This is a genomic window from Gelidibacter salicanalis (assembly GCF_007997285.1).
GTDB classification, from domain to species: Bacteria; Bacteroidota; Bacteroidia; order Flavobacteriales; family Flavobacteriaceae; genus Gelidibacter; species Gelidibacter salicanalis.
This window is the reverse complement of sequence record NZ_VORX01000001.1, coordinates 71,280-90,786: the sequence shown is the minus strand read 5'-3', so window position 1 is coordinate 90,786 and position 19,507 is coordinate 71,280. Positions and strand designations below refer to the sequence as shown.

Genomic DNA, 19,507 nt, shown 5'->3' with positions numbered 1-19,507 from the left:
CCCAAATTAATTGTCTCATTTCACTACTAAAACTTTAAAAAGCAAGCTTCCTCTCACGGTTACTTTGTGCGGTTAAATTATGCAAGATATAAGGATTATATTTATACTCCGAAATTAAGATACGCTTCTAAATGAAGCCACAATAGCGATGATTTCAAGGTATAAGATTCTATTTGTATGCGCACTATAAAACCCAATGTCCTAAAATTAGTTTCCACCAAAAACTGGAGAAAACTCAGGTTGTTTTTAGAACATAAAGATGCATTAACTATTGCCGTTTTGATAGCGGAGGTTTCAAAAATCAATAAAATCATCGTCATTCGTTCATTATCTCGAAAACGAGCGAAAACGGTTTTTAAAATGTTATCGCGATCTGATCAACAGGATGTTATTGAAGGGTTATCCCAAAATTCACAAAAATTATCCCGACTGCTCAATGATATTGAACCCGATGACCGGACGGCGTTTTTTGAAGATTTAGCACCAGACATTGTCAGTCAATTGTTGCAAAAATTATCTCCTGAAGAACGTAAAATTACCGTGCAGCTGTTGGGGTATCCAAAGGATAGTATTGGGCGACTTATGACTCCGGAATTTGTAGCAATTAAGGAGGATTTCAGTGTGGCCCAAGCCTTTGAACATATTCGAAAATTCGGGCAAGATTCTGAAACTTTGAACATAATTTATGTGATCGATCAAGATTGGAAATTAATTGACGATCTCTCCATTAAAGATTTGATTCTGGCCGGACCGGAGGAACGTGTGGTCGACTTGATAGACCATCGGTTTGTGTTTTTAAATGCCTTGGACGATCAGGAAAAAGCCATTCAGGTGTTTAAAGATTATGATCGGGAAGCTTTACCCGTGCTGAACGAAGAAGGCGTACTCATAGGAATCGTTACTTTTGATGACATTTTAGATGTTATAGAAGAGGAATCTACTGAAGATTTCCACAAATTCGGCTCTATTCAAAACGCCAGCAAAAACCCTTTAAAAGAGCGTATTCTTATTTTATATAAAAACAGAATTGTGTGGTTGGTATTGTTGGTTTTTATGAACGTTTTTTCAGGAGCGGCATTGGCTAGCTTTGAAGATGTCATTCAACAGGTGGTGTCCTTGGTCTTCTTTTTACCCTTACTCATTGATAGTGGCGGTAATGCGGGTTCTCAATCTGCAACTTTAATGATTCGGTATTTGGCCTTGGGAGAAATTCAACTGACAGATTGGTACAAACTGATTGGTCGGGAGCTTATGATATCGCTTTTATTAGGGTTAACTATGGCCGCAAGTGTGGCAGCAGTAGCGAGTTTTAGGGCGCCAGAAGTTATTGTGGTAGTCTGTACTGCGATGGTGCTTAATGTGATGTTGGGTAGTTTGATAGGGATGTTATTGCCTTTTATCTTTACCAAATTGAAAATTGATCCTGCCACGGCTAGTGCACCATTGGTTACCTCACTTTCTGACATTTGCGGAGTGCTGATTTATTTTTCAATCGCCTCAAAGTATTTCGGGTTTTAATACAGGTAAAAAAAACCAAATCGAAGTTTTTCTTAAAACTCAGATTTGGTTTTTCAATATAAAATCGATCATTTTCGATTTTAGAAGTAAATATTATTTATCATTAGTGTCCGATAAAGAATCAAGACCGCTGCGCTGCTAGAATAAAGAATAAAGACTTGTTTGCAACTAACTGACAAACAACGATCATTTAAATTAAAATCGAACATGCGCTTTCGGTAGAAACAGTTTCTAAAATGCAAGGTCTCATTTCGGAAATCTTCTAATGTCCCTTGCTTTAAATGAGTTTGTTAATTTATTATTTATTTTTATCGGACAACAATGATTATTTATAAGACTTTTCAAAAATCTTAAATAATTTTCAATTAAGATGATAGGTAGAAAATTGAATTAGTGTATTGATTGCTCATAATTAAGTAATAATGAGTCTTAATTCTATATTCTATTCTCTATTTTCTTATTTTATTTATGACACCACAACTTCAGCATACAAATCAAAATCTTCCGCTTCAGTGACTTTTACCGTTGCAAACTCACCTGTTTTCAAGTAACATTTTGAGGCATCAATACGGACTTCATTATCAACGTCTGGCGAATCAAACTCCGTACGGCCTACAAAATAGTTGCCTTCCTTACGGTCTATGACCACTTTAAATTCTTGTCCGATTTTGGATTGATTCAACTCCCATGAAATCTGGGATTGAATTTCCATAATCTCATTAGCGCGTTGCATCTTCACTTCCTGCGGCACGTCATCAATTAAATTGAAGGCATGTGTGTTTTCTTCGTGAGAATAGGTAAAACAGCCTAAACGCTCAAAACGCATATCAGAAACCCACTGCTTTAATTCCTGAAAATTCTCTTCAGTTTCACCAGGATATCCCACAATTAAGGTCGTTCTGATGGTCATCTCTGGAACCGCTTTTCTGAATTCCTTTAAAAGTTTGGTAGTTTTTTCTTTAGTCGTACCACGTCTCATGCTTTTAAGAATGGAATCAGAGATATGCTGTAAGGGAATATCGAGATAATTGCAGATTTTTGCTTCTCTGTTCATCACGTCCAAAACATCCATCGGGAAACCCGTAGGAAACGCATAATGTAATCGTATCCATTCAATACCTTCCACTTTAACCAAGGCTTCTAATAATTCTGCGAGGTTACGTTTTTTATAAATATCGAGTCCGTAGTAGGTCAAATCTTGGGCAATCAAGATCAGTTCCTTAACGCCATTAGCCGCTAGTTTCTCGGCCTCAATAACGAGGTTTTCAATAGGTGTACTTTTATGTTTGCCGCGCATTAACGGAATGGCACAAAAACTACAAGGTCTGTCACAACCTTCGGCAATTTTTAAATACGCATAGTTTTTAGGTGTCGTAGTCAAACGTTCACCAATCAGTTCGTGTCTGTAATCCGCACCTAAAGCTTTTAATAAACCTGGTAACTCCGTGGTTCCAAAATATTGATCCACATTCGGAATCTCCTTTTGTAAATCTGGTTTGTAACGTTCACTTAAGCATCCGGTAACAAAGACCTTATCGACTTCACCATCTTCCTTTTTCTGCATAAATTCGAGAATGGTATTGATGCTTTCCTCTTTGGCATTATTGATAAAACCACAGGTATTAATCACCACAATGTTGCCCTCCTCTTCGTGCACCACATCTTTTCCACTCGCTTTAAGTTGCCCCATAAGGACTTCACTGTCGTACACATTCTTGCTACATCCAAGTGTGACCACGTTTATGCGATTCTTTTTAAGCGATTTCGTTCTCATATTCAAAAAAAATTAAGTGTGCAAAGATACGGAATGATTTACGATTAAAAGGCTTGGATTTATTTTTCTGTAAAGGGGCAAAAACGATTTAAAGTCAGTTATAATTTTTGGGAGCTAGGCGTCTTTGCGAAGCCTGTTCATAAGCATATGCCCAAGTTAATAGCAGTTTTTCTGATAGAGGCTTGGCGATAAAAGTTAAGCCTTTTGGTTCGCCATTAGATGTGTAGCCCATAGGCACAGTTATAACAGGGTATTCCGCCACGGCGGCAGCACCAGCGTGATAATTGTTTATAGAGAGTATTCCGTCCAAATTATTTTCATCCATTGGAGCGTCAAAAAAACTGCGACCGTTCGATTTTAGAGTCGTTTTAATCTCCGTAAATTCTGCTTCTGAGGCTTGATCTTCCACCACGCCCACAAATAGTTTCTGACCATAAGGCATCATAGCTAAGGAATCTTTCTCATTAAAAGCGATAACATCTTCAATCGATTTTAATTGGAGCGATGGATCTCCCGAAACGGTCACATAATTGGAAAAGTCGTTTTGCATGTCTAAATTCAATAACCTTATAAAGCCTGGAAGCTTTACTTTTTCTGGATCGATTTCTAGAATTATAGCACCTTTCAATTTTAAATCTGCAAGTGCCTTTTGGTATAAGGTATCTGCCATAAGTTCTTTAAAGGCTCCAAAGCGTTTCCCTTTTAGCGCCTCCGCATCTAACTCGTCATGCACTGCAGTATTCCAATGAGTCTCCATCGATTTTGCATCAGCAGCATCATATCCCAACATGGCATTAAATATAATGGCATTATCCGTCACATTTCGGGTTATTGGTCCAGGGGTATCCAAAGTGGAAGAGATTGGGATGATACCACTTCTGCTCAGCACCCCTATAGTCGGTTTTAAACCTACTACCGAATTCTGACTGGAGGGCGAAATGATTGATCCTGAAGTTTCACTGCCAATGGCCGCGACACAAAAATTTGCGGCTACTGCCACCCCACTTCCTGAACTAGATCCCCCAGTATCCATGACTTTGCGACCATACGGATTTAAGGTTTGTCCGCCCATGGCACTATAACCGCTAGGACAATCGCCACAAAAGAAATAAGCCCACTCACTTAAATTTGCTTTTCCCAAGATTAAGGCGCCGTTTTCTTTTAACCGCTCCACAATAAAAGCGTCAGCAGTATGATTATTTTGAAAAGCCACCGCACCGCCTGTCGTAGCCATGTTTTCTGTATTGATATTGTCCTTTAAAAGTATGGGCATCCCGAAAACAGGATGTTGGCGCATTTTGTTTTTCAGAGCAGCATCCTTTTCTCTAGCTTGGGAAACAACCTGAGGATTTAAAGCAATAACAGAATTTAAGGACAACTCATTCTCACGATCATATTTTCGGATGCGATAGAGGTAGAATTTTGTGAGATTCTCGTAAGACAGGTTCCCATTTTGAATATGGTTCTGTAGCGTGGGAATATCCTGATCTAAAATAAAAGGTTTCAAAGTATTATAGAACTCAACCGTAAAGCTTTTTAAATCCTCATTAAAGGGTTTCCAAAGATCTTCATTACTGATGTATTTTGAATCCAAAATCTTAAATTCGGTAAAATTCTTGGTACTAATAGCACTGGTATCGTCAGAATTTTTTTCAGGAATAGACTCGGTATTGTTGAGGCTTTTACAGGAACACATAAGAAATAGAGCGATCAGAATGAGGAAGTGTTTCATGGATGGTATTTTTTATTAAAAATAACGAAACGTCGTCAAGTTTAATAATTTAAACCCCGGAAACATAATATATTTTATGAGGAGGATTCGCCTACATCTAGCGAGAGCACAAACCGTGTTTATCATTGCCGCGTTACTGAGGGTACTTTATAAAAAGATAACTTTTGGCTACGTGCTATTTAAAGAAAGAATCTACAAATTCTATTTTATTAAAAACTTGAAGATCATCGATACCTTCACCGACACCAATATATTTAACAGGAATTTTAAATTGATCAGAAATCCCGATCACCACACCACCTTTTGCGGTGCCGTCCAATTTAGTTACCGCCAAAGAAGTGACTTCAGTAGCGTTGGTAAACTGCTTGGCTTGCTCAAAAGCGTTTTGTCCGGTAGAGCCGTCCAATACCAACAACACCTCATGAGGCGCATCAACAATTACTTTTTGCATGACACGTTTAATTTTTGTCAACTCGTTCATTAAGTTGATTTTATTATGCAAACGGCCTGCAGTATCAATGATAATGACATCAGCATTTTTATTGACGCCACTTTTAAGCGTATCAAAAGCTACAGACGCCGGGTCACTACCAAAATCCTGTCGTACCATAGGCACATCTACACGATCTGCCCAAATTTGAAGTTGATCAATGGCTGCTGCCCTAAAAGTATCTGCAGCACCTAGCACAACGCTTAAGCCTTGTTTCTTAAATTGCGATGCCAATTTACCAATGGTAGTGGTCTTGCCCACTCCATTTACCCCAACCACCATAATAACGTAGGGCTTTTTATCCTTTGGTACGGAAAATTCTGTGGCATTACCACTATCGACCTCGGATAATAATCCCGCGATTTCCTCACGAAGAATTTGATTAAGCTCAGAAGTACCCAAATATTTATCGCGCGCTACACGTTCTTCGATTCGGCTAATAATCTTAAGGGTGGTATTGACCCCAACGTCACTTGCTACTAGAATTTCTTCCAGATTATCGAGTACGTCATCATCAACTTTGGCTTTTCCGGCAACGGCCTTATTGAGCTTTGTAAAGAAGGTGGTTTTAGATTTTTCTAATCCTTTGTCTAAGGTTTCTTTTTTTTCTGAAGAGAATATTTTTTTAAAAAAGCTCATGGTCTTTACGTTATATGTAGTTGGTTGTGGCGCCTGCTATTACCTTAGACGCTTAAAATGCGGCAACCTGCATGTACACAAGCCATCGCACAAAAAACTGATAACAAATTTCTTGCCCCAAAGTTCAATCTGCTAATTTGTCATATTCGGCTCAAATATAGACATAAAAAAACTGCTTTCATATGAAAGCAGTTTTAAAAAATATAGGGTATATATCTATTTTTTCTTCAAAAATTCGTCCACAAACTCAGGGGCCATGACTTGTTCAACGAACTGGTAAGCTCCTGTTTTAGGTGATTTAACCATTTTAATAGCTTTGGTTAATCTCTTAGATCCTGTTTGTAACGATGCTACTGATTTCTTTGCCATGACTTACTTATTTTATCTCTTTATGAACTGTCATACGCTTAAGGATAGGATTAAATTTCTTAATCTCCATTCTGTCTGGCGTATTCTTTTTATTTTTCGTAGTAATGTAACGAGAAGTTCCTGGTTGTCCAGACTCTTTGTGCTCAGTACACTCTAATATAACTTGAATTCTATTACCTTTTTTTGCCATTATCTTAACTTTTTAGCTTGTGGCTATTATTTTAAAAATCCTTTAGATTTTGCTTCTTTGATCGCAGCAGAAATTCCAATTTTATTGATGGTTTTCAGCGCAGATGTAGCAACTTTTAAAGTTACCCATTTATCCTCCTCAGGAATATAGAAACGTTTTTTGATCAAATTTGCATCAAATTTACGCTTCGTTTTATTCATCGCATGAGATACGTTGTTTCCAACCATCGCTTTTTTTCCAGTAAGTTCACAAACTCTTGACATTCTTTCTAACTTTAATGATGTTATTTAAAACAGTTTGCAAATTTAGTAAAACTTTACAATACCAACAAACTAAAATTGTTACTTTTTTAAAATTTCTTTTTGAAGCATTTCTAAGGCTTTATTTGAAGCCCTATTAATAACCTTAAGTCGGTGATTTCCAAATTTAAATTGTTCAGAAAAGACCTTTTCTTTTGTAGCGATCGCTATAAAAACTTTTCCAATTTCAGTATCCGCATCACCCTTTTCTGGTCCTGCATTTCCCGTAGTTGCAATCGCATAGTCTGAACCAAATAGTTTAAGGGCCGAGGCCGCCATGGCTTCCGCCACTTCAGCACTCACTACAGAAAACTCTTCAATTAGTTGAGCATCAATGTTCAGAACCTCTATTTTAGCTTGTGTAGCGTAACTGACTACACTGCCTTTAAAGTATTTTGAGGCACCTGCATTTGCCGTAAATGATTCAGCAATTTTACCGCCGGTACAACTCTCTGCTGTGGCTACGGTTTTCCCCAAAGCGGTCAATTCTTGTCCAATAACGGCTTCAATAGATTCATCGCGTTCAAAGCCCACAAAAATATCTTCAATTTGTGGCAATACCAACGCAATTTGATGTTTTATTTCTTTTTTAATTAATTGCTTGTCCATAGACTTACCTGAAAGACGTAATCTTACCCGACCTAAACTCGGTAAATAAGCGAGTTTAATGTAGGGCGGCAATTGGTCTTCCCAGGCTTCAATACGTTCAGCCAAGGCGCTCTCACCCAGTCCATAAGTTAATATGGTCTCGTGCTGTATATAAGGGAATTTGTACTGTTTTCTTAGTTTAGGAATGACCACATCTTCAATCAAGCCTCGCATTTCAAACGGAACCCCCGGTAATGAAATAAACACTTTCCCCTCCTTTTCCAACCACATTCCTGGGGCACTCCCGTGCAAATTCATCAAAACCTGAGCTTTTGAAGGCACTAAAGCTTGGTCTAAATTGACCTGCGTAGGCTCATTATTAAGGTAATCTTTCCAAATTCGGTAAATATTTTTTGTCACCGCTTCGTTTCTGACCAGCGAATCGTTAAAATATTCGGCAAGTGTGTTTTTGGTAATATCGTCTTTAGTAGGGCCCAATCCACCCGTCAAAATGATGATATTGGCATTGTCCTCTGCTTCCCTTAAGGATTTTATAATATGCTCCTTATCATCTTGTACCGACGTGATCTGATAAACAGAAACCCCAATTTTATTAAGTTGTTTGGCGATAAACGCAGAATTGGTGTCTATAACCTGACCTATAAGTATTTCGTCCCCTATGGTGATGATTTCTGCTAACATTAGAGATTGAAATCGGTCTTAATTTCTTCAACCGTCTTTTTAATGGCCTCTAATACAATGTGTAATTGAGCAGTTACATCCTCGTTATCTTTTTCCAATTTACCCCAATCTTGAACGGTAATCAACTCTTCTAAAACCCCCAGTTCAAACAAATCAATAGTAGGCTTCATTTTATGCGCCGCTTGGTAAGTGGTGTAATAATCCCTTTCTGCTACCGCTTTTTTTAAGCGTTCCGCATCTTCAGGAACTTCTTCTAAAAATGCAGCGGCGATTGCCATCACAAAATCCTCATCCCCATCTGCGAGTTCGCGAACACGGTAAAGTTTATAATTCTTTTCCATTTTACTTGATTGTTAGTTTAAACATTTCATCGTTTTCAATCAATCCCCTAAGTTCATCATTAGCTTTTACTTTAGCTACGCCCGCAGGGGTTCCTGTAAAGATAATATCTCCAATCTTTAAAGTGAAATATTTTGAAACATATTCTATCAGCTCATCAATTTTCCAGAGCATATGGCTGGTATTGCCCTGTTGCACCACGCTGCCATTTTTCTCCAGAGAAAAATTGATAGCATCAACCGATGCAAATTTCGATTTTGGCACCCATTTCCCAATGACCGCCGCGCCATCAAAGGCTTTGGCTTTTTCCCAAGGCAAGCCTTTATCTTTCAATTGCTGTTGCAGATCGCGCGCTGTAAAATCGATTCCCAGACCAATGTCGTCATAATATTTATGTGCAAACTTTCTATTGATGTATTTTCCAACCTTATTAATTTTTACTAAAATTTCTACTTCATGGTGCACATCATTAGAAAAATCAGGAATAAAAAACGGTTGTTTTTTTAATAAAATGGCGGTATCAGGCTTTAAGAACACCACTGGGTCCGTTGGCCTTTCATTGGCTAACTCCTTGATATGTTCCGTGTAATTACGTCCTATGCAAATGATTTTCACGTGGATGCTGTATTAGTTATTCCTATTGGAAATTGGCTTTGTTTGTCGATAAATTAACTGGAAAATGTACAGTTATGTTGCTCCATTAGGAAGGGTTAGTAACTGCAAATCTATTAAGCTAGTTGATGGTTACTCCCGACAACTGAACTACGCTAATTTATTATTAAATGCTCGCAATTTAATGGCGGTTAAGACTTTTTTAGTGTACAATGGAAAATCGGCGTTGAGTAACCAGCCAAAATACCCTGGTTCTTCATTTAAGACATCCTCTACCCTTTTGGTTTTATGTTTGCCGAAAGAAAAACATTCTTCATTATATTTATTATAGACGATAAACCCCGCAAAATCCGCAAACTTCTTCCGAGAACTGAATTCGGCCAAAAATTTGGTATCGTTTTCCAGTTCATCGTAGCGTGCTATTTGCGCTTTTAACACCTCATAGGTAGCTTCAGTATCTGCTGCAGCACTATGTGCATCTTCAAGATTTTTATTACAATAAAATTTGTAGGCCGCAGAGAGTGTACGCTGTTCCATTTTGTGAAAAATGGTTTGTACATCAACTGCAACCCGTCCTTTCATATCAAAATCGACACCCGCCCGTAACATTTCTTCTGCTAGTAAGGGAATATCGAAACGGTTGGAATTAAACCCGGCCAAATCTGAATCTTTAACCATCATATGAATGTCTTTTGCCAATTCTTTAAAGATAGGTTTGTCCGAAACATCAGCATCGGAAATTCCGTGAATTGCCGTGACCTCAGCCGGAATTGGCATTTCTGGATTGACCAACCAGGTTTTTCGCTCTTCTTTACCATCAGGAAAAATTTTTAATATGGCAATTTCCACGATCCTGTCTGAAGTAATATTGATGCCTGTAGTTTCTAGGTCGAAAAAGCAGATGGGTTTGGTGAGGTTTAGCGTCATGATACTTTAAAATTAACTGTTAATGTTGCTCTGATAAAAATCAGTTGTAAAAATAAAAAAACCCAACTAGTTTAAGGTTGGGTTTATGATTTGTTTAGCCTTTGTTTTTATAACCTCCCAGATCTAATCAACCTGAGAGGGTTATAAAGATTTTAAATCTCTCTATTCACCTCCCAAGCTTCCAAATAATCTTTGACAGCTTTTACGAATTGTCCTCCGAGAGCACCATTAACCACTCGGTGATCATAGGAATGTGATAAGAACATTCTGTAACGGATGCCGATAAAATCGCCTTGTGGCGTCTCTACGACCGCTGGCACCTTTCTTATTGCGCCTAAAGCCAAGATCCCTACTTGTGGCTGATTAATAATTGGTGTCCCCATAATACTTCCAAAGGTACCAACGTTGGTTACTGTGTACGTGCCACCTTGAATATCATCTGGTTTCAATTGGTTGAGACGTGCTCTGTTGGCCAAATCGTTAACACGCTTGGTCATTCCTAATAAATTTAACTGGTCCGCGTCTTTAATTACGGGTACAATTAAATTCCCATCTGGAAGTGCCGCAGCCATTCCTAAATTGATATGTTTCTTTTTGATGATTTTATCGTCCTGAAGTGAAATATTCATCATCGGGAAATCGCGAAGTGCTTTGGCTATAGCTTCCATAAAAATAGGAGTAAACGTCAAACTTTCGTTTTCGCGTTTAGCGAAATCATTTTTGACCTTATTACGCCAATTCCAAATGTTAGTCACATCCGCTTCAATAAAACTTTGAACGTGCGCCGATTTTTGTACCGATTCTACCATATGATGTGCAATCAATTTGCCCATTCTGGTCATTTCAATAATCTCATCGCCATTGTCTAAAACACTAGAAGCCGGTTTTGGCTTTTCCGCAGCTTTTTCTGTTTTGGCCAACGGAGTCTTTGCTGTTTCTGCTTGTGGCGCTGTTGCTTGCACAGAATCTGTAGTAGCCTGTGCCGTTGGTGCACTTGTTCTGGATGCGATATAGGCAAGCATGTCACTTTTTGTAACACGTCCTTCTTTTCCTGTACCAGACATCTGATCCAATTCTGACTGGGAAATGCCTTCCTGCTTGGCAATATTTTTAACTAAAGGCGAGTAAAATCGGTCTTCAGTAGACGTTACCGACGCTGCAACGGCAGTTTTCGCTGCTTCAACAGTTTGTGTAACCTGAGCAACTTCTGGAGTTTCGTCAGCAGACATTTTAGCTGGTGCCTCTTCTGGCGGCGCTGAAACGTTTGCTTCTGTTTCAATAATAGCAATGGTCTGCCCCACTTTAACCACATCATCCACATTAAATAGAATCTCCGTTAAGACCCCATCTACTTCACTGGGCACTTCGCTATCCACTTTATCTGTTGCGATTTCTAACACTGCTTCATCAGCTTCTATAGTGTCGCCCACGTTTTTCAACCATGAGGTTATGGTCGCTTCTGCTACACTTTCTCCCATTTTAGGAAGTTTCAATTCAAACTTTGCCATATTATTATTCTAATGCTAAAATTTTTATTTGCTCTTGCAAAATTAATTAAAAATGCCATACTTCATTACATAATCCGCTATAATTTCCGAATTCATAGCGCATATATTCATTGGTGCTATTTTAATAAAAGCACTTCACCCCGCTGCTGTGAGCTGTCGCTGCCTATGATAAATTGCGCATCCGCGGATAAGATTCGGAAGCTCACAGAATCCTGAGACGATAATGCAACCATGCTTTCAATAATTTCTTTAAAACTTAAGGTATTTGCATCAAAAATAACTTGAGAACCTTTGGTCACAGCTGTATTGCTATTGATTGATTTATAGTTGAAAGGCAGCTGTGCGCCAAACTCCGGATTGTTGGATACCAGCAAATACTCCTTAATTGGTGAGGGAGATTGTTTGGACGTCTTACCCAGAGCAGAGGACATCCAAACGCCCATCCGCACCAAGGTATCGAAACACAAATTCGATTTAAAATGCTTATGATAAAACAGCTGCATCGCGCCATAAAAATGCCTCGCATAAGTTTTGTCCTTTATAGTGCTCTCTCCTTTAAAATGGATACAACTGATCTGTCCATAATAATGATTGTGATATCCGGCTTTTAATATCCGATAGGACAGATCAATATCTTCACCATACATAAAGTAATCTTCGTCAAAACCGCCCACGTTGTCATAAACCTGTTTTTTTAGGAGCAAAAACGCACCTACCAACACAGAAACCGGACCGCCCTCTGAAGGTTTTAGGTGATTGGCGTAATAACCGTTTGATAAGCCCAGTACTTTTTTAATGGCAATTTTTGGTCTGGGGATATTGCGTTTGCTTTCCGGTAAAAATTGTCCTCTACCATCCACCAGCTGACAGCCTAAAATCCCTAAATCCGGAATGCCATCCGCGTAGTTTAAACACGTCTTAAAGGTGTCTTCTCCTACAACGGTGTCAGGATTGAGTATGCAAACATATACCCCTTTTGCCACCGCCACCCCAATGGCATTGCCTTTGGAAAACCCTAAATTTTGTTCATTCTTAATTAAAATCACATGCGGGAAAAGTTGTGAGACCATGTCGCAACTATCGTCTGACGAATGATTGTCGACTAAAATAATTTCGGCGTCGATATCAGAAAGTGCCGCTTCTACACTTCTTAGGCAGATCTCCAAAAAGTAGCGCACATTATAATTTAAGATGACGACCGATAATTTCAAAACTACCTTAGGATTTTAAAGAGGCTTCAAATGGAATTCGGTTCAATATACTTCGTCCGAGTGTGACCTCATCAGTATATTCCAACTCGTTCCCCACGGAAATTCCTCTGGCAATGGTAGAGGTTATAATATCACATTCCTGAATTTGTTTAAAAATATAAAAGTTAGTGGTATCCCCTTCCATGGTGGAACTCAAGGCGAAAATCAATTCCTTTACCCGGCCTTCTTTCACTTTAGCCACCAACGAAGCAATGTTCAAATCATTAGGCCCTATACCATCCATAGGTGATATTTTTCCGCCCAATACATGATACAAACCCTTAAATGAACTTGTATTTTCTATAGCCATCACATCTCTAATGTCTTCAACCACACAGATGATTTCTTTAGTACGGCGAGGGTTGGCGCAAATTTCACAAAGTTCAGTATCACTGATATTGTGGCAACTTTTACAAAATTTAATATCATTTCGCATCAGTTGCAAAGCGGAAGCCAGATGTAAGGTTTGTTCCTTGGGTTGTCTCAATAAATGTAACACCAAACGCAATGCCGTACGTTTCCCAATACCTGGGAGTTGCGACATTTCATAGACTGCTTTTTCGAGTAGTTTTGAAGAAAATTCCATGTTGCAAAATTACATTATTAGTACACATTTTAAATGGTTTGTAACCGACTTATTTTACAATGATTCTTATAATTTTGGAATTTGATTTATTTAATAAGTTCTTTGTGCCATATTTATAATGCATGAATTCTACAGCCATTATCCTACTCATCCTCTCCTATTTTGGAGTGCTTGTTTTAATTTCTTTACTCACAGGTCAAAAATCAGATAACAGCACCTTTTTTAAAGCGAACCAACAGGCGCCATGGTATGTGGTAGCGTTTGGAATGATTGGCGCTTCGCTTTCTGGGGTTACCTTTATATCAGTACCTGGCTGGATAGAATCTTCCCAATTTAGCTATATGCAGATGGTGTTGGGCTATATTGTTGGCTATCTCGTAATTGGCACCGTCCTCCTCCCCGTTTATTATAAACTTAATCTGACCTCTATTTACACCTATTTAGAGCAGCGGTTTGGCAATGCTTCCTATAAAACTGGCGCTTCGTTTTTTCTCATTTCACGGTTAGTAGGTTCGAGTTTCCGATTGTATTTAGTTGCAAACGTACTCCAGGTGCTTCTTTTTGATGATTTGGGCATTAGCTTTTGGCAAACTGTTACGATTACCGTGTTCCTGATTTGGTTATACACTTTTAAATCAGGCATTAAAACGATTATTTGGACGGATACGCTGCAAACCTTATTTATGCTGATTGCAGTTGGGGTAGCTATATATTATGTGAGTGATGATCTGGGCATAAGTGGCGGCAATTTATTAGGCTTTGTCTTGGATAGTGATCTGTCTAAAACCTTCTTTTTTGACGATTTTAAATCGGGAGATTACTTTTGGAACCAGTTTATTTCCGGAGCATTTATTGCCATAGTGATGACCGGACTAGATCAGGATATGATGCAAAAAAACCTAACCTGTAAAACCTTAAAGGATGCGCAAAAGAATATGTTTTGGTTTACCATTATTTTGACCATTGTCAACTTCGTAATTTTAAGTTTGGGACTTTTATTAACCGTGTACGCTCAAAAAAACGGAATTGATGCACATAAAGATGAACTCTTCCCTATTTTAGCAAAGAACCATTTGGGCATTGGCGTGTTTGTATTCTTCTTGTTGGGATTGATTGCTGCTGCCTACAGTAGTGCTGACAGCACCTTGACTGCCTTAACCACCTCTTTCAGTATTGATATTTTGGACATTGAAAAGAAATATGATGTCGCCAAACAAATTGCGGTGAGAAAACGCATTCACATTCTCATCTCCTTGGTATTAATCGTGGTGATTATCGCTTTTAAATACGCCATTCAAGATGAAAGTGTCATCGCAAAACTCTTACTTTTTGCCGGCTACACCTATGGACCATTGCTAGGACTTTACAGTTTTGGACTGTTCACCAAATGGCAAATAAAAGATAAATGGGTTCCTTTTATTGCCATTCTATCGCCTATTCTCTCCTATTTTATAAGCATTAATAGCTTAAAATGGCTCGGATTTGAGTTTGGTTATTTCATTCTCATCTTGAATGGGCTTTTAACCTTTACTGGATTAGTATTGATTAGAACCAAGCAGCACTAAGGTACAGGCCATTTCAAATTCAATGCCTGCTTCTCTGAGCAACTTAAAAAATTCTGGGTTTTCTGTCCCGGGATTGAACAACACGCGCTCTGGGTTCAGTCCTATGATGTATTCATAAAAAGGCGCTTGCCTAGTGGCATTCATATACATGGTTACCGTATCGATATCAGTATAAAGCTGCAATTCTGTATCAATTTGAACACCCGCAACTTCCCCTTTCCTCAATCCAAAAGCGACACTCTCTTGCCCGTGCGTTACCAATTTGTGCAGAGCTAAATTAGAATACCTGCCGGTGTTTAACGAGGCCCCAAAGACCAAGGTTTTTTTATTGTTTTTCATAGTTTAAAGATATGTTTTTATAAAAAAATGCTCATAAGAGCGTAACAATAGACAAAAATACTCGTCTCCTTTATAACAATCAAATCAAAATTCATCAATCAAAGTAAAAAATCACTTACCCATGAAATCAGTATTTTTATTTTGCATGTTAATGTGTAGCACATTATATGCCCAACCCTCAGCAACGTCCACTCTAAAAGAAGGATCAATTACAGGAAAAATCATAGATGCGCAGCTCAATGTGCCACTTCCTTACGTAACTATCGTGATTAAAAACAGTAGCAATGAAAATGTAACCGGTACAATTACTCAAGATGACGGCCGTTTTTTAATCTCAAAACTTTCTGAAGGACAATTTATCGTATTAGTCCAATACATGGGCTACAAAACCATTTCGCAACCCGTGCAGATTGGAAAGGACGTTTACGACGTCAACCTTGGCACTATTTCTTTAGAAGAAGATATAGCTGCTTTGGATGAAGTGACCGTAGTTGCAGAAGTCTCTACCATTCAACAGAAAGTCGACCGCAAGGTCATCACTGTAGGTAAAGATTTGACCACTTCCGGCCCAACGGCTTCTGACATTATGAACAACATTCCCTCCGTGAGTATTGACCAGCAAACCGGCAATTTAAGTTTGAGAGGCAATGAGAATGTTCGGGTTATGATAGACGGCAAATTATCTAATGTTCCTATCGCTCAATTGCTTAAACAAATCCCTTCTGCCTCTATTAAACAAATTGAACTGATTACCAATCCTTCGGCTAAATATAATCCTGAAGGCATGAGTGGTATCATCAATATCATCCTTCATAAAAACACTAATGTGGGATTTAATGGCACTATTAACGTCGGGTTAACCAAGGATATTAATGCGCGATTTAACAGCGCCGTCGATTTAAATTATAGAAATGGAAAATTCAATCTTTACGGAAATTATGGGAATAATATTGGTAAAAGCACCAATTATGGCACTATAGAACGCCCTGATGACAACTCCCATCAGGACCTTAATTTTTTCGAAAATAATAAGTCGCATCTATACAAATTTGGCATCGATTTTTACGCGGATGACCACAATACGATTTCGGTATTTACAAATCAAAATACGTATGATGGGAAAGTCAAAGGCACCACGAGTATTTTTGCTGAGAATACTGAAGCACAAAAGCAAATTTTCAACAATCTTTCCGATAATTTATCATCGCAATACAATTTGGTATATAAGCATGAATTCAATAAAGAGGGCGAAACGATAGAGTTGGAGGCAGATTACAATGTCTTTGACGCCTCAGAAAACACAGACTTTAGCTATTACAATATCAGTTTCCCTCCAAATTATGAAGATTTTGTGGCTACCAAACGCAATCAGACAACACTTAATTTAGATTATGTAAATCCGCTAAGTGATAAAACTAAACTGGAAGTTGGTTTAGAAGCACGCTTGTATACCACTGATGTCAATTACGCCTCTACCGGCCAATCTTTTGACCAAACTGGTAATGTCGTTAATACACCAAGTACCAATTTTAATTATAACAGAGACATTTATTCCGCTTATATCACCTACGGTAAAACCTTAGAAAAATGGAGCTATCAAATTGGCGCCCGTGCTGAGGCTGTGACTGATGACGCAGAAGCTATCAGCGTTTCAAAAACCTTTAGCACAACGACTCCTTTTAAAAACGACTATATTCAGGTGTTTCCGTCAGGATTTTTAACCTATTCACCCAGTGAGAAAAACGCATTCCAGGCCAGCGTAAGCAGACGTGTCGATAGACCAGGCCTACAACAGGTTAATCCGATCAGAGAATGGAGCACGCCTTTAATTTCAATGTATGGCAATACAGAATTACAACCGCAATTCACCAATTCCGCCGAAATCAATTATACAAGAACACTGAAAAATGGTTCCATAACCGCCGGGGTGTTTTATAGAATTATTGAAGATGAAATCAATCAGGCCATTTTTATTGACCGACTCGATTTGAATAAAGTGATTCTGACCTATGACAATTTTGACAACACTTCAGCCTATGGTGTGGAAGTTTCCAGCAACTACAAACCGACCAAGTGGTGGAATTTTAACGCGAGCTTCGACCTTTTTTCACAAGACCAGAAAGGCATTGCTGAAATTTTAAATACGCCAGTTGGTGAGACACCAACGTTAAATGATATTGCCTTGACTGAAATTAAAGTGAACACTGTGGCGTATAGTTTTAGAATGAACAACACCTTTAAAGCCACCAAAAAATTAAATTTCTCAGTGTTTGGTATGTACAGATCTGAACGTGAAGGCTTACAATTCACTGGGAAATCAATGTATTTTGTCAACACCGGTTTACGTTACTCTTTATTTGATGATGCGGCCACCTTCAGTTTTAATTATAATGACATTTTTAATACCATGCGTGGCGGCTTTGAAAGTGATCGCCCTTATAGACAAATTGGAGAATTCCATTGGGAAAGTAACGCGTGGAATGTGGGGTTATCTTACCGATTTGGAGGTGGAAAATACAAAGCCTTACAAAGAAAGAATAGAGATGGCAATGAAAAATCTGGTGGCGGATTTATGTAATTTGAGATCAATTGATTCAAATTTAGACTTCGACTTTAATACTTACCATTCTGTAAAAAATGACTGTCTAAATTAAACTGTTAATTTAATAGGATTAGCCTTTCAAAAATCGGTATTAATGTTAAATTCTTAGTTAAAATGACATTCTAACGAAATAAAACACACGTTTTCGCGTCATAGATAATGTGATAAGTTTTATAAGTTAATCAAAGTGTTAGTTAATGTTGATTAATAGTAGAAAAACCCGAACCTATGAGGTCTCGGGTTTTTTATTTACAGGGGGGTATTAAGAATCAAAACCCTGCTTTTATATTTTATTATTGATGTTTACCACCTGATCACTACACTGCCCCAAGTAAAGCCGCTTCCGAAAGCCGCCAACACTACGACATCACCATCTTTTATTTTGCCTTCTTCCCAAGCTTCTGTAAGTGCAATTGGAATGGAAGCCGCTGTCGTATTCCCGTATTTTTGAATGTTGTTAAACACTTGATCATCACTCAACCCAAACTTCTTCTGAATAAATTGCGCAATTCTTAAATTGGCTTGATGCGGAATCAGCATGTCAATAGATTCTTTTTGCAGATTATTTTTCATCAACCCCTCCATAATAACTTCACTGAATCTGACTACCGCATTTTTAAACACAAATTGCCCGTTCATATGCGGAAAATAACTCTCGTCGTTCGGGTCATTATCTCTAAGTATATCATTCACCCATCGTTTTCCCATTCCTGGCGCAACCAACACCAATTCTTCCGCATGTTCTCCTTCCGAATGTAAATGTGTAGATAGTATGCCTTTAGTGGTATCTTCTTCTCTTGTTAAAATTGCAGCACCGGCGCCATCTCCAAAAATAACCGTCACTCCGCGCCCGCGCGTCGTTTTATCCAAACCATGCGAATGCAATTCACTACCAATCACCAATATGTTTTTGTACATGCCGGTTTTAATAAATTGGTCCGCTACAGATATCGCATATATAAAACCAGAACATTGATTTCTAACGTCTAATGCACCCACCGTCTTTATGCCCAAAGCATGCTGTACTTGAACTCCAGGGCCTGGAAAATACATATCCGGACTTAGAGTAGCGAAGATGATAAAATCAATATCATCTTTAGCAATACCCGAACGTTCAATGGCTACTTTAGCTGCTTTTACGCCCATCGCTGAAGTTGTGTCTCCTGAATTTTCCAATGCCCAACGGCGTTCTTTAATGCCCGTACGTTCTTGAATCCAGGCGTCATTAGTATCCATCATCTTAGACAAATCATCATTTGTCACCACGTTGTCAGGAACATAATGGCCTAATCCAATTATTTTGGAGTTATACATAAGTCATTTTATTTTTAGAATTAAATAGTCTTGCAATTTAAACAATATTCATAGTTTTCATAAAATTACCTGTTTTAAATACAAAATGCTGATCTATATCACGTTTTTTAACATTTAGTTGGTGACCACCTCAAGTGCTTTTGAGTATTTTTAGGGTTTTAACT

18 protein-coding genes are annotated in these 19,507 nt (G+C 38.3%); 3 read left to right on the top strand and 15 right to left on the bottom strand.

The genetic code is table 11. The annotated features are described in order from the left end of the window. The first annotated feature begins 177 nt into the window (after positions 1-177). Positions 178-1,518: a magnesium transporter gene (gene mgtE, locus ES711_RS00335; RefSeq protein ID WP_146888326.1), complete on the top strand. Its 1,341-nt coding sequence runs from the start codon at positions 178-180 to the stop codon at positions 1,516-1,518. 466 nt (positions 1,519-1,984) lie between these two features. Here mgtE and rimO read toward each other — a convergent pair whose 3' ends face one another. The 13 genes from rimO to recR all read right to left on the bottom strand — a co-directional run bounded on the left by rimO (position 1,985) and on the right by recR (position 13,523). Continuing rightward, a complete protein-coding gene (gene rimO / locus ES711_RS00330; RefSeq protein ID WP_146888323.1) occupies positions 1,985-3,292 on the bottom strand; it encodes a 30S ribosomal protein S12 methylthiotransferase RimO in 1,308 nt (435 codons plus the stop codon). A 94-nt stretch (positions 3,293-3,386) separates the two neighbouring features. Next, entirely contained in the window at positions 3,387-5,024 is a 1,638-nt protein-coding gene (locus ES711_RS00325) for an amidase family protein (RefSeq protein WP_146888320.1), read from the bottom strand. 175 nt (positions 5,025-5,199) lie between these two features. After that, entirely contained in the window at positions 5,200-6,153 is a 954-nt protein-coding gene (gene ftsY, locus ES711_RS00320; RefSeq protein WP_146888317.1) for a signal recognition particle-docking protein FtsY, read from the bottom strand. A gap of 216 nt (positions 6,154-6,369) precedes the next feature. Continuing rightward, positions 6,370-6,522: a DUF4295 domain-containing protein gene (locus ES711_RS00315; RefSeq protein WP_146888314.1), complete on the bottom strand. Its 153-nt coding sequence runs from the start codon at positions 6,520-6,522 to the stop codon at positions 6,370-6,372. A gap of 7 nt (positions 6,523-6,529) precedes the next feature. Then, positions 6,530-6,712 carry a 50S ribosomal protein L33 gene (gene rpmG, locus ES711_RS00310; RefSeq protein ID WP_007648529.1) on the bottom strand — a complete coding sequence of 61 codons (183 nt, stop codon included), beginning with the start codon at positions 6,710-6,712 and terminating at the stop codon, positions 6,530-6,532. Between the two features lie 26 nt (positions 6,713-6,738). Continuing rightward, a complete protein-coding gene (rpmB, locus tag ES711_RS00305; protein WP_146888311.1) occupies positions 6,739-6,975 on the bottom strand; it encodes a 50S ribosomal protein L28 in 237 nt (78 codons plus the stop codon). Positions 6,976-7,053: 78 nt separating this feature from the next. Continuing rightward, positions 7,054-8,301 (bottom strand): CinA family nicotinamide mononucleotide deamidase-related protein, encoded by a 1,248-nt coding sequence (locus tag ES711_RS00300; protein WP_146888308.1) that lies wholly within the window; start codon positions 8,299-8,301, stop codon positions 7,054-7,056. Continuing rightward, positions 8,301-8,642 (bottom strand): Hpt domain-containing protein, encoded by a 342-nt coding sequence (locus tag ES711_RS00295; protein ID WP_146888305.1) that lies wholly within the window; start codon positions 8,640-8,642, stop codon positions 8,301-8,303. The genes ES711_RS00300 and ES711_RS00295 overlap by 1 nt, the downstream gene beginning before the upstream one ends. Before the next feature lies 1 nt (position 8,643). Continuing rightward, positions 8,644-9,255 carry a fumarylacetoacetate hydrolase family protein gene (locus ES711_RS00290; RefSeq protein ID WP_146888302.1) on the bottom strand — a complete coding sequence of 204 codons (612 nt, stop codon included), beginning with the start codon at positions 9,253-9,255 and terminating at the stop codon, positions 8,644-8,646. 147 nt (positions 9,256-9,402) lie between these two features. Then, a complete protein-coding gene (locus tag ES711_RS00285) occupies positions 9,403-10,179 on the bottom strand; it encodes a 3'-5' exonuclease (protein WP_146888299.1) in 777 nt (258 codons plus the stop codon). A gap of 152 nt (positions 10,180-10,331) precedes the next feature. Then, positions 10,332-11,687 (bottom strand): dihydrolipoamide acetyltransferase family protein, encoded by a 1,356-nt coding sequence (locus ES711_RS00280; protein WP_146888296.1) that lies wholly within the window; start codon positions 11,685-11,687, stop codon positions 10,332-10,334. Between the two features lie 116 nt (positions 11,688-11,803). After that, positions 11,804-12,898 carry a glycosyltransferase family 2 protein gene (locus tag ES711_RS00275; RefSeq protein ID WP_146888293.1) on the bottom strand — a complete coding sequence of 365 codons (1,095 nt, stop codon included), beginning with the start codon at positions 12,896-12,898 and terminating at the stop codon, positions 11,804-11,806. 7 nt (positions 12,899-12,905) lie between these two features. After that, positions 12,906-13,523, bottom strand: coding sequence for a recombination mediator RecR (gene recR / locus ES711_RS00270; protein ID WP_146888290.1), 618 nt, complete (start codon positions 13,521-13,523; stop codon positions 12,906-12,908). A gap of 122 nt (positions 13,524-13,645) precedes the next feature. Between recR and ES711_RS00265 the strand changes: the two genes are divergently transcribed. Next, positions 13,646-15,088 (top strand): sodium:solute symporter, encoded by a 1,443-nt coding sequence (locus ES711_RS00265; RefSeq protein WP_146888287.1) that lies wholly within the window; start codon positions 13,646-13,648, stop codon positions 15,086-15,088. On the opposite strand, the gene ES711_RS00260 is transcribed toward ES711_RS00265, so the two are convergent. Continuing rightward, positions 15,059-15,427, bottom strand: a complete 369-nt coding sequence (locus ES711_RS00260) for a CoA-binding protein (RefSeq protein ID WP_146888284.1) — start codon at positions 15,425-15,427, stop codon at positions 15,059-15,061. The genes ES711_RS00265 and ES711_RS00260 overlap by 30 nt on opposite strands. Positions 15,428-15,548: 121 nt before the next feature. Here ES711_RS00260 and ES711_RS00255 point away from each other — a divergent pair, with 121 nt between their 5' ends. Then, positions 15,549-18,005, top strand: a complete 2,457-nt coding sequence (locus ES711_RS00255) for an outer membrane beta-barrel family protein (RefSeq protein ID WP_146888281.1) — start codon at positions 15,549-15,551, stop codon at positions 18,003-18,005. Between the two features lie 327 nt (positions 18,006-18,332). On the opposite strand, the gene ES711_RS00250 is transcribed toward ES711_RS00255, so the two are convergent. Beyond that, positions 18,333-19,343 carry a 3-oxoacyl-ACP synthase III family protein gene (locus tag ES711_RS00250; RefSeq protein WP_146888278.1) on the bottom strand — a complete coding sequence of 337 codons (1,011 nt, stop codon included), beginning with the start codon at positions 19,341-19,343 and terminating at the stop codon, positions 18,333-18,335. Between the last annotated feature and the right edge of the window lie 164 nt (positions 19,344-19,507).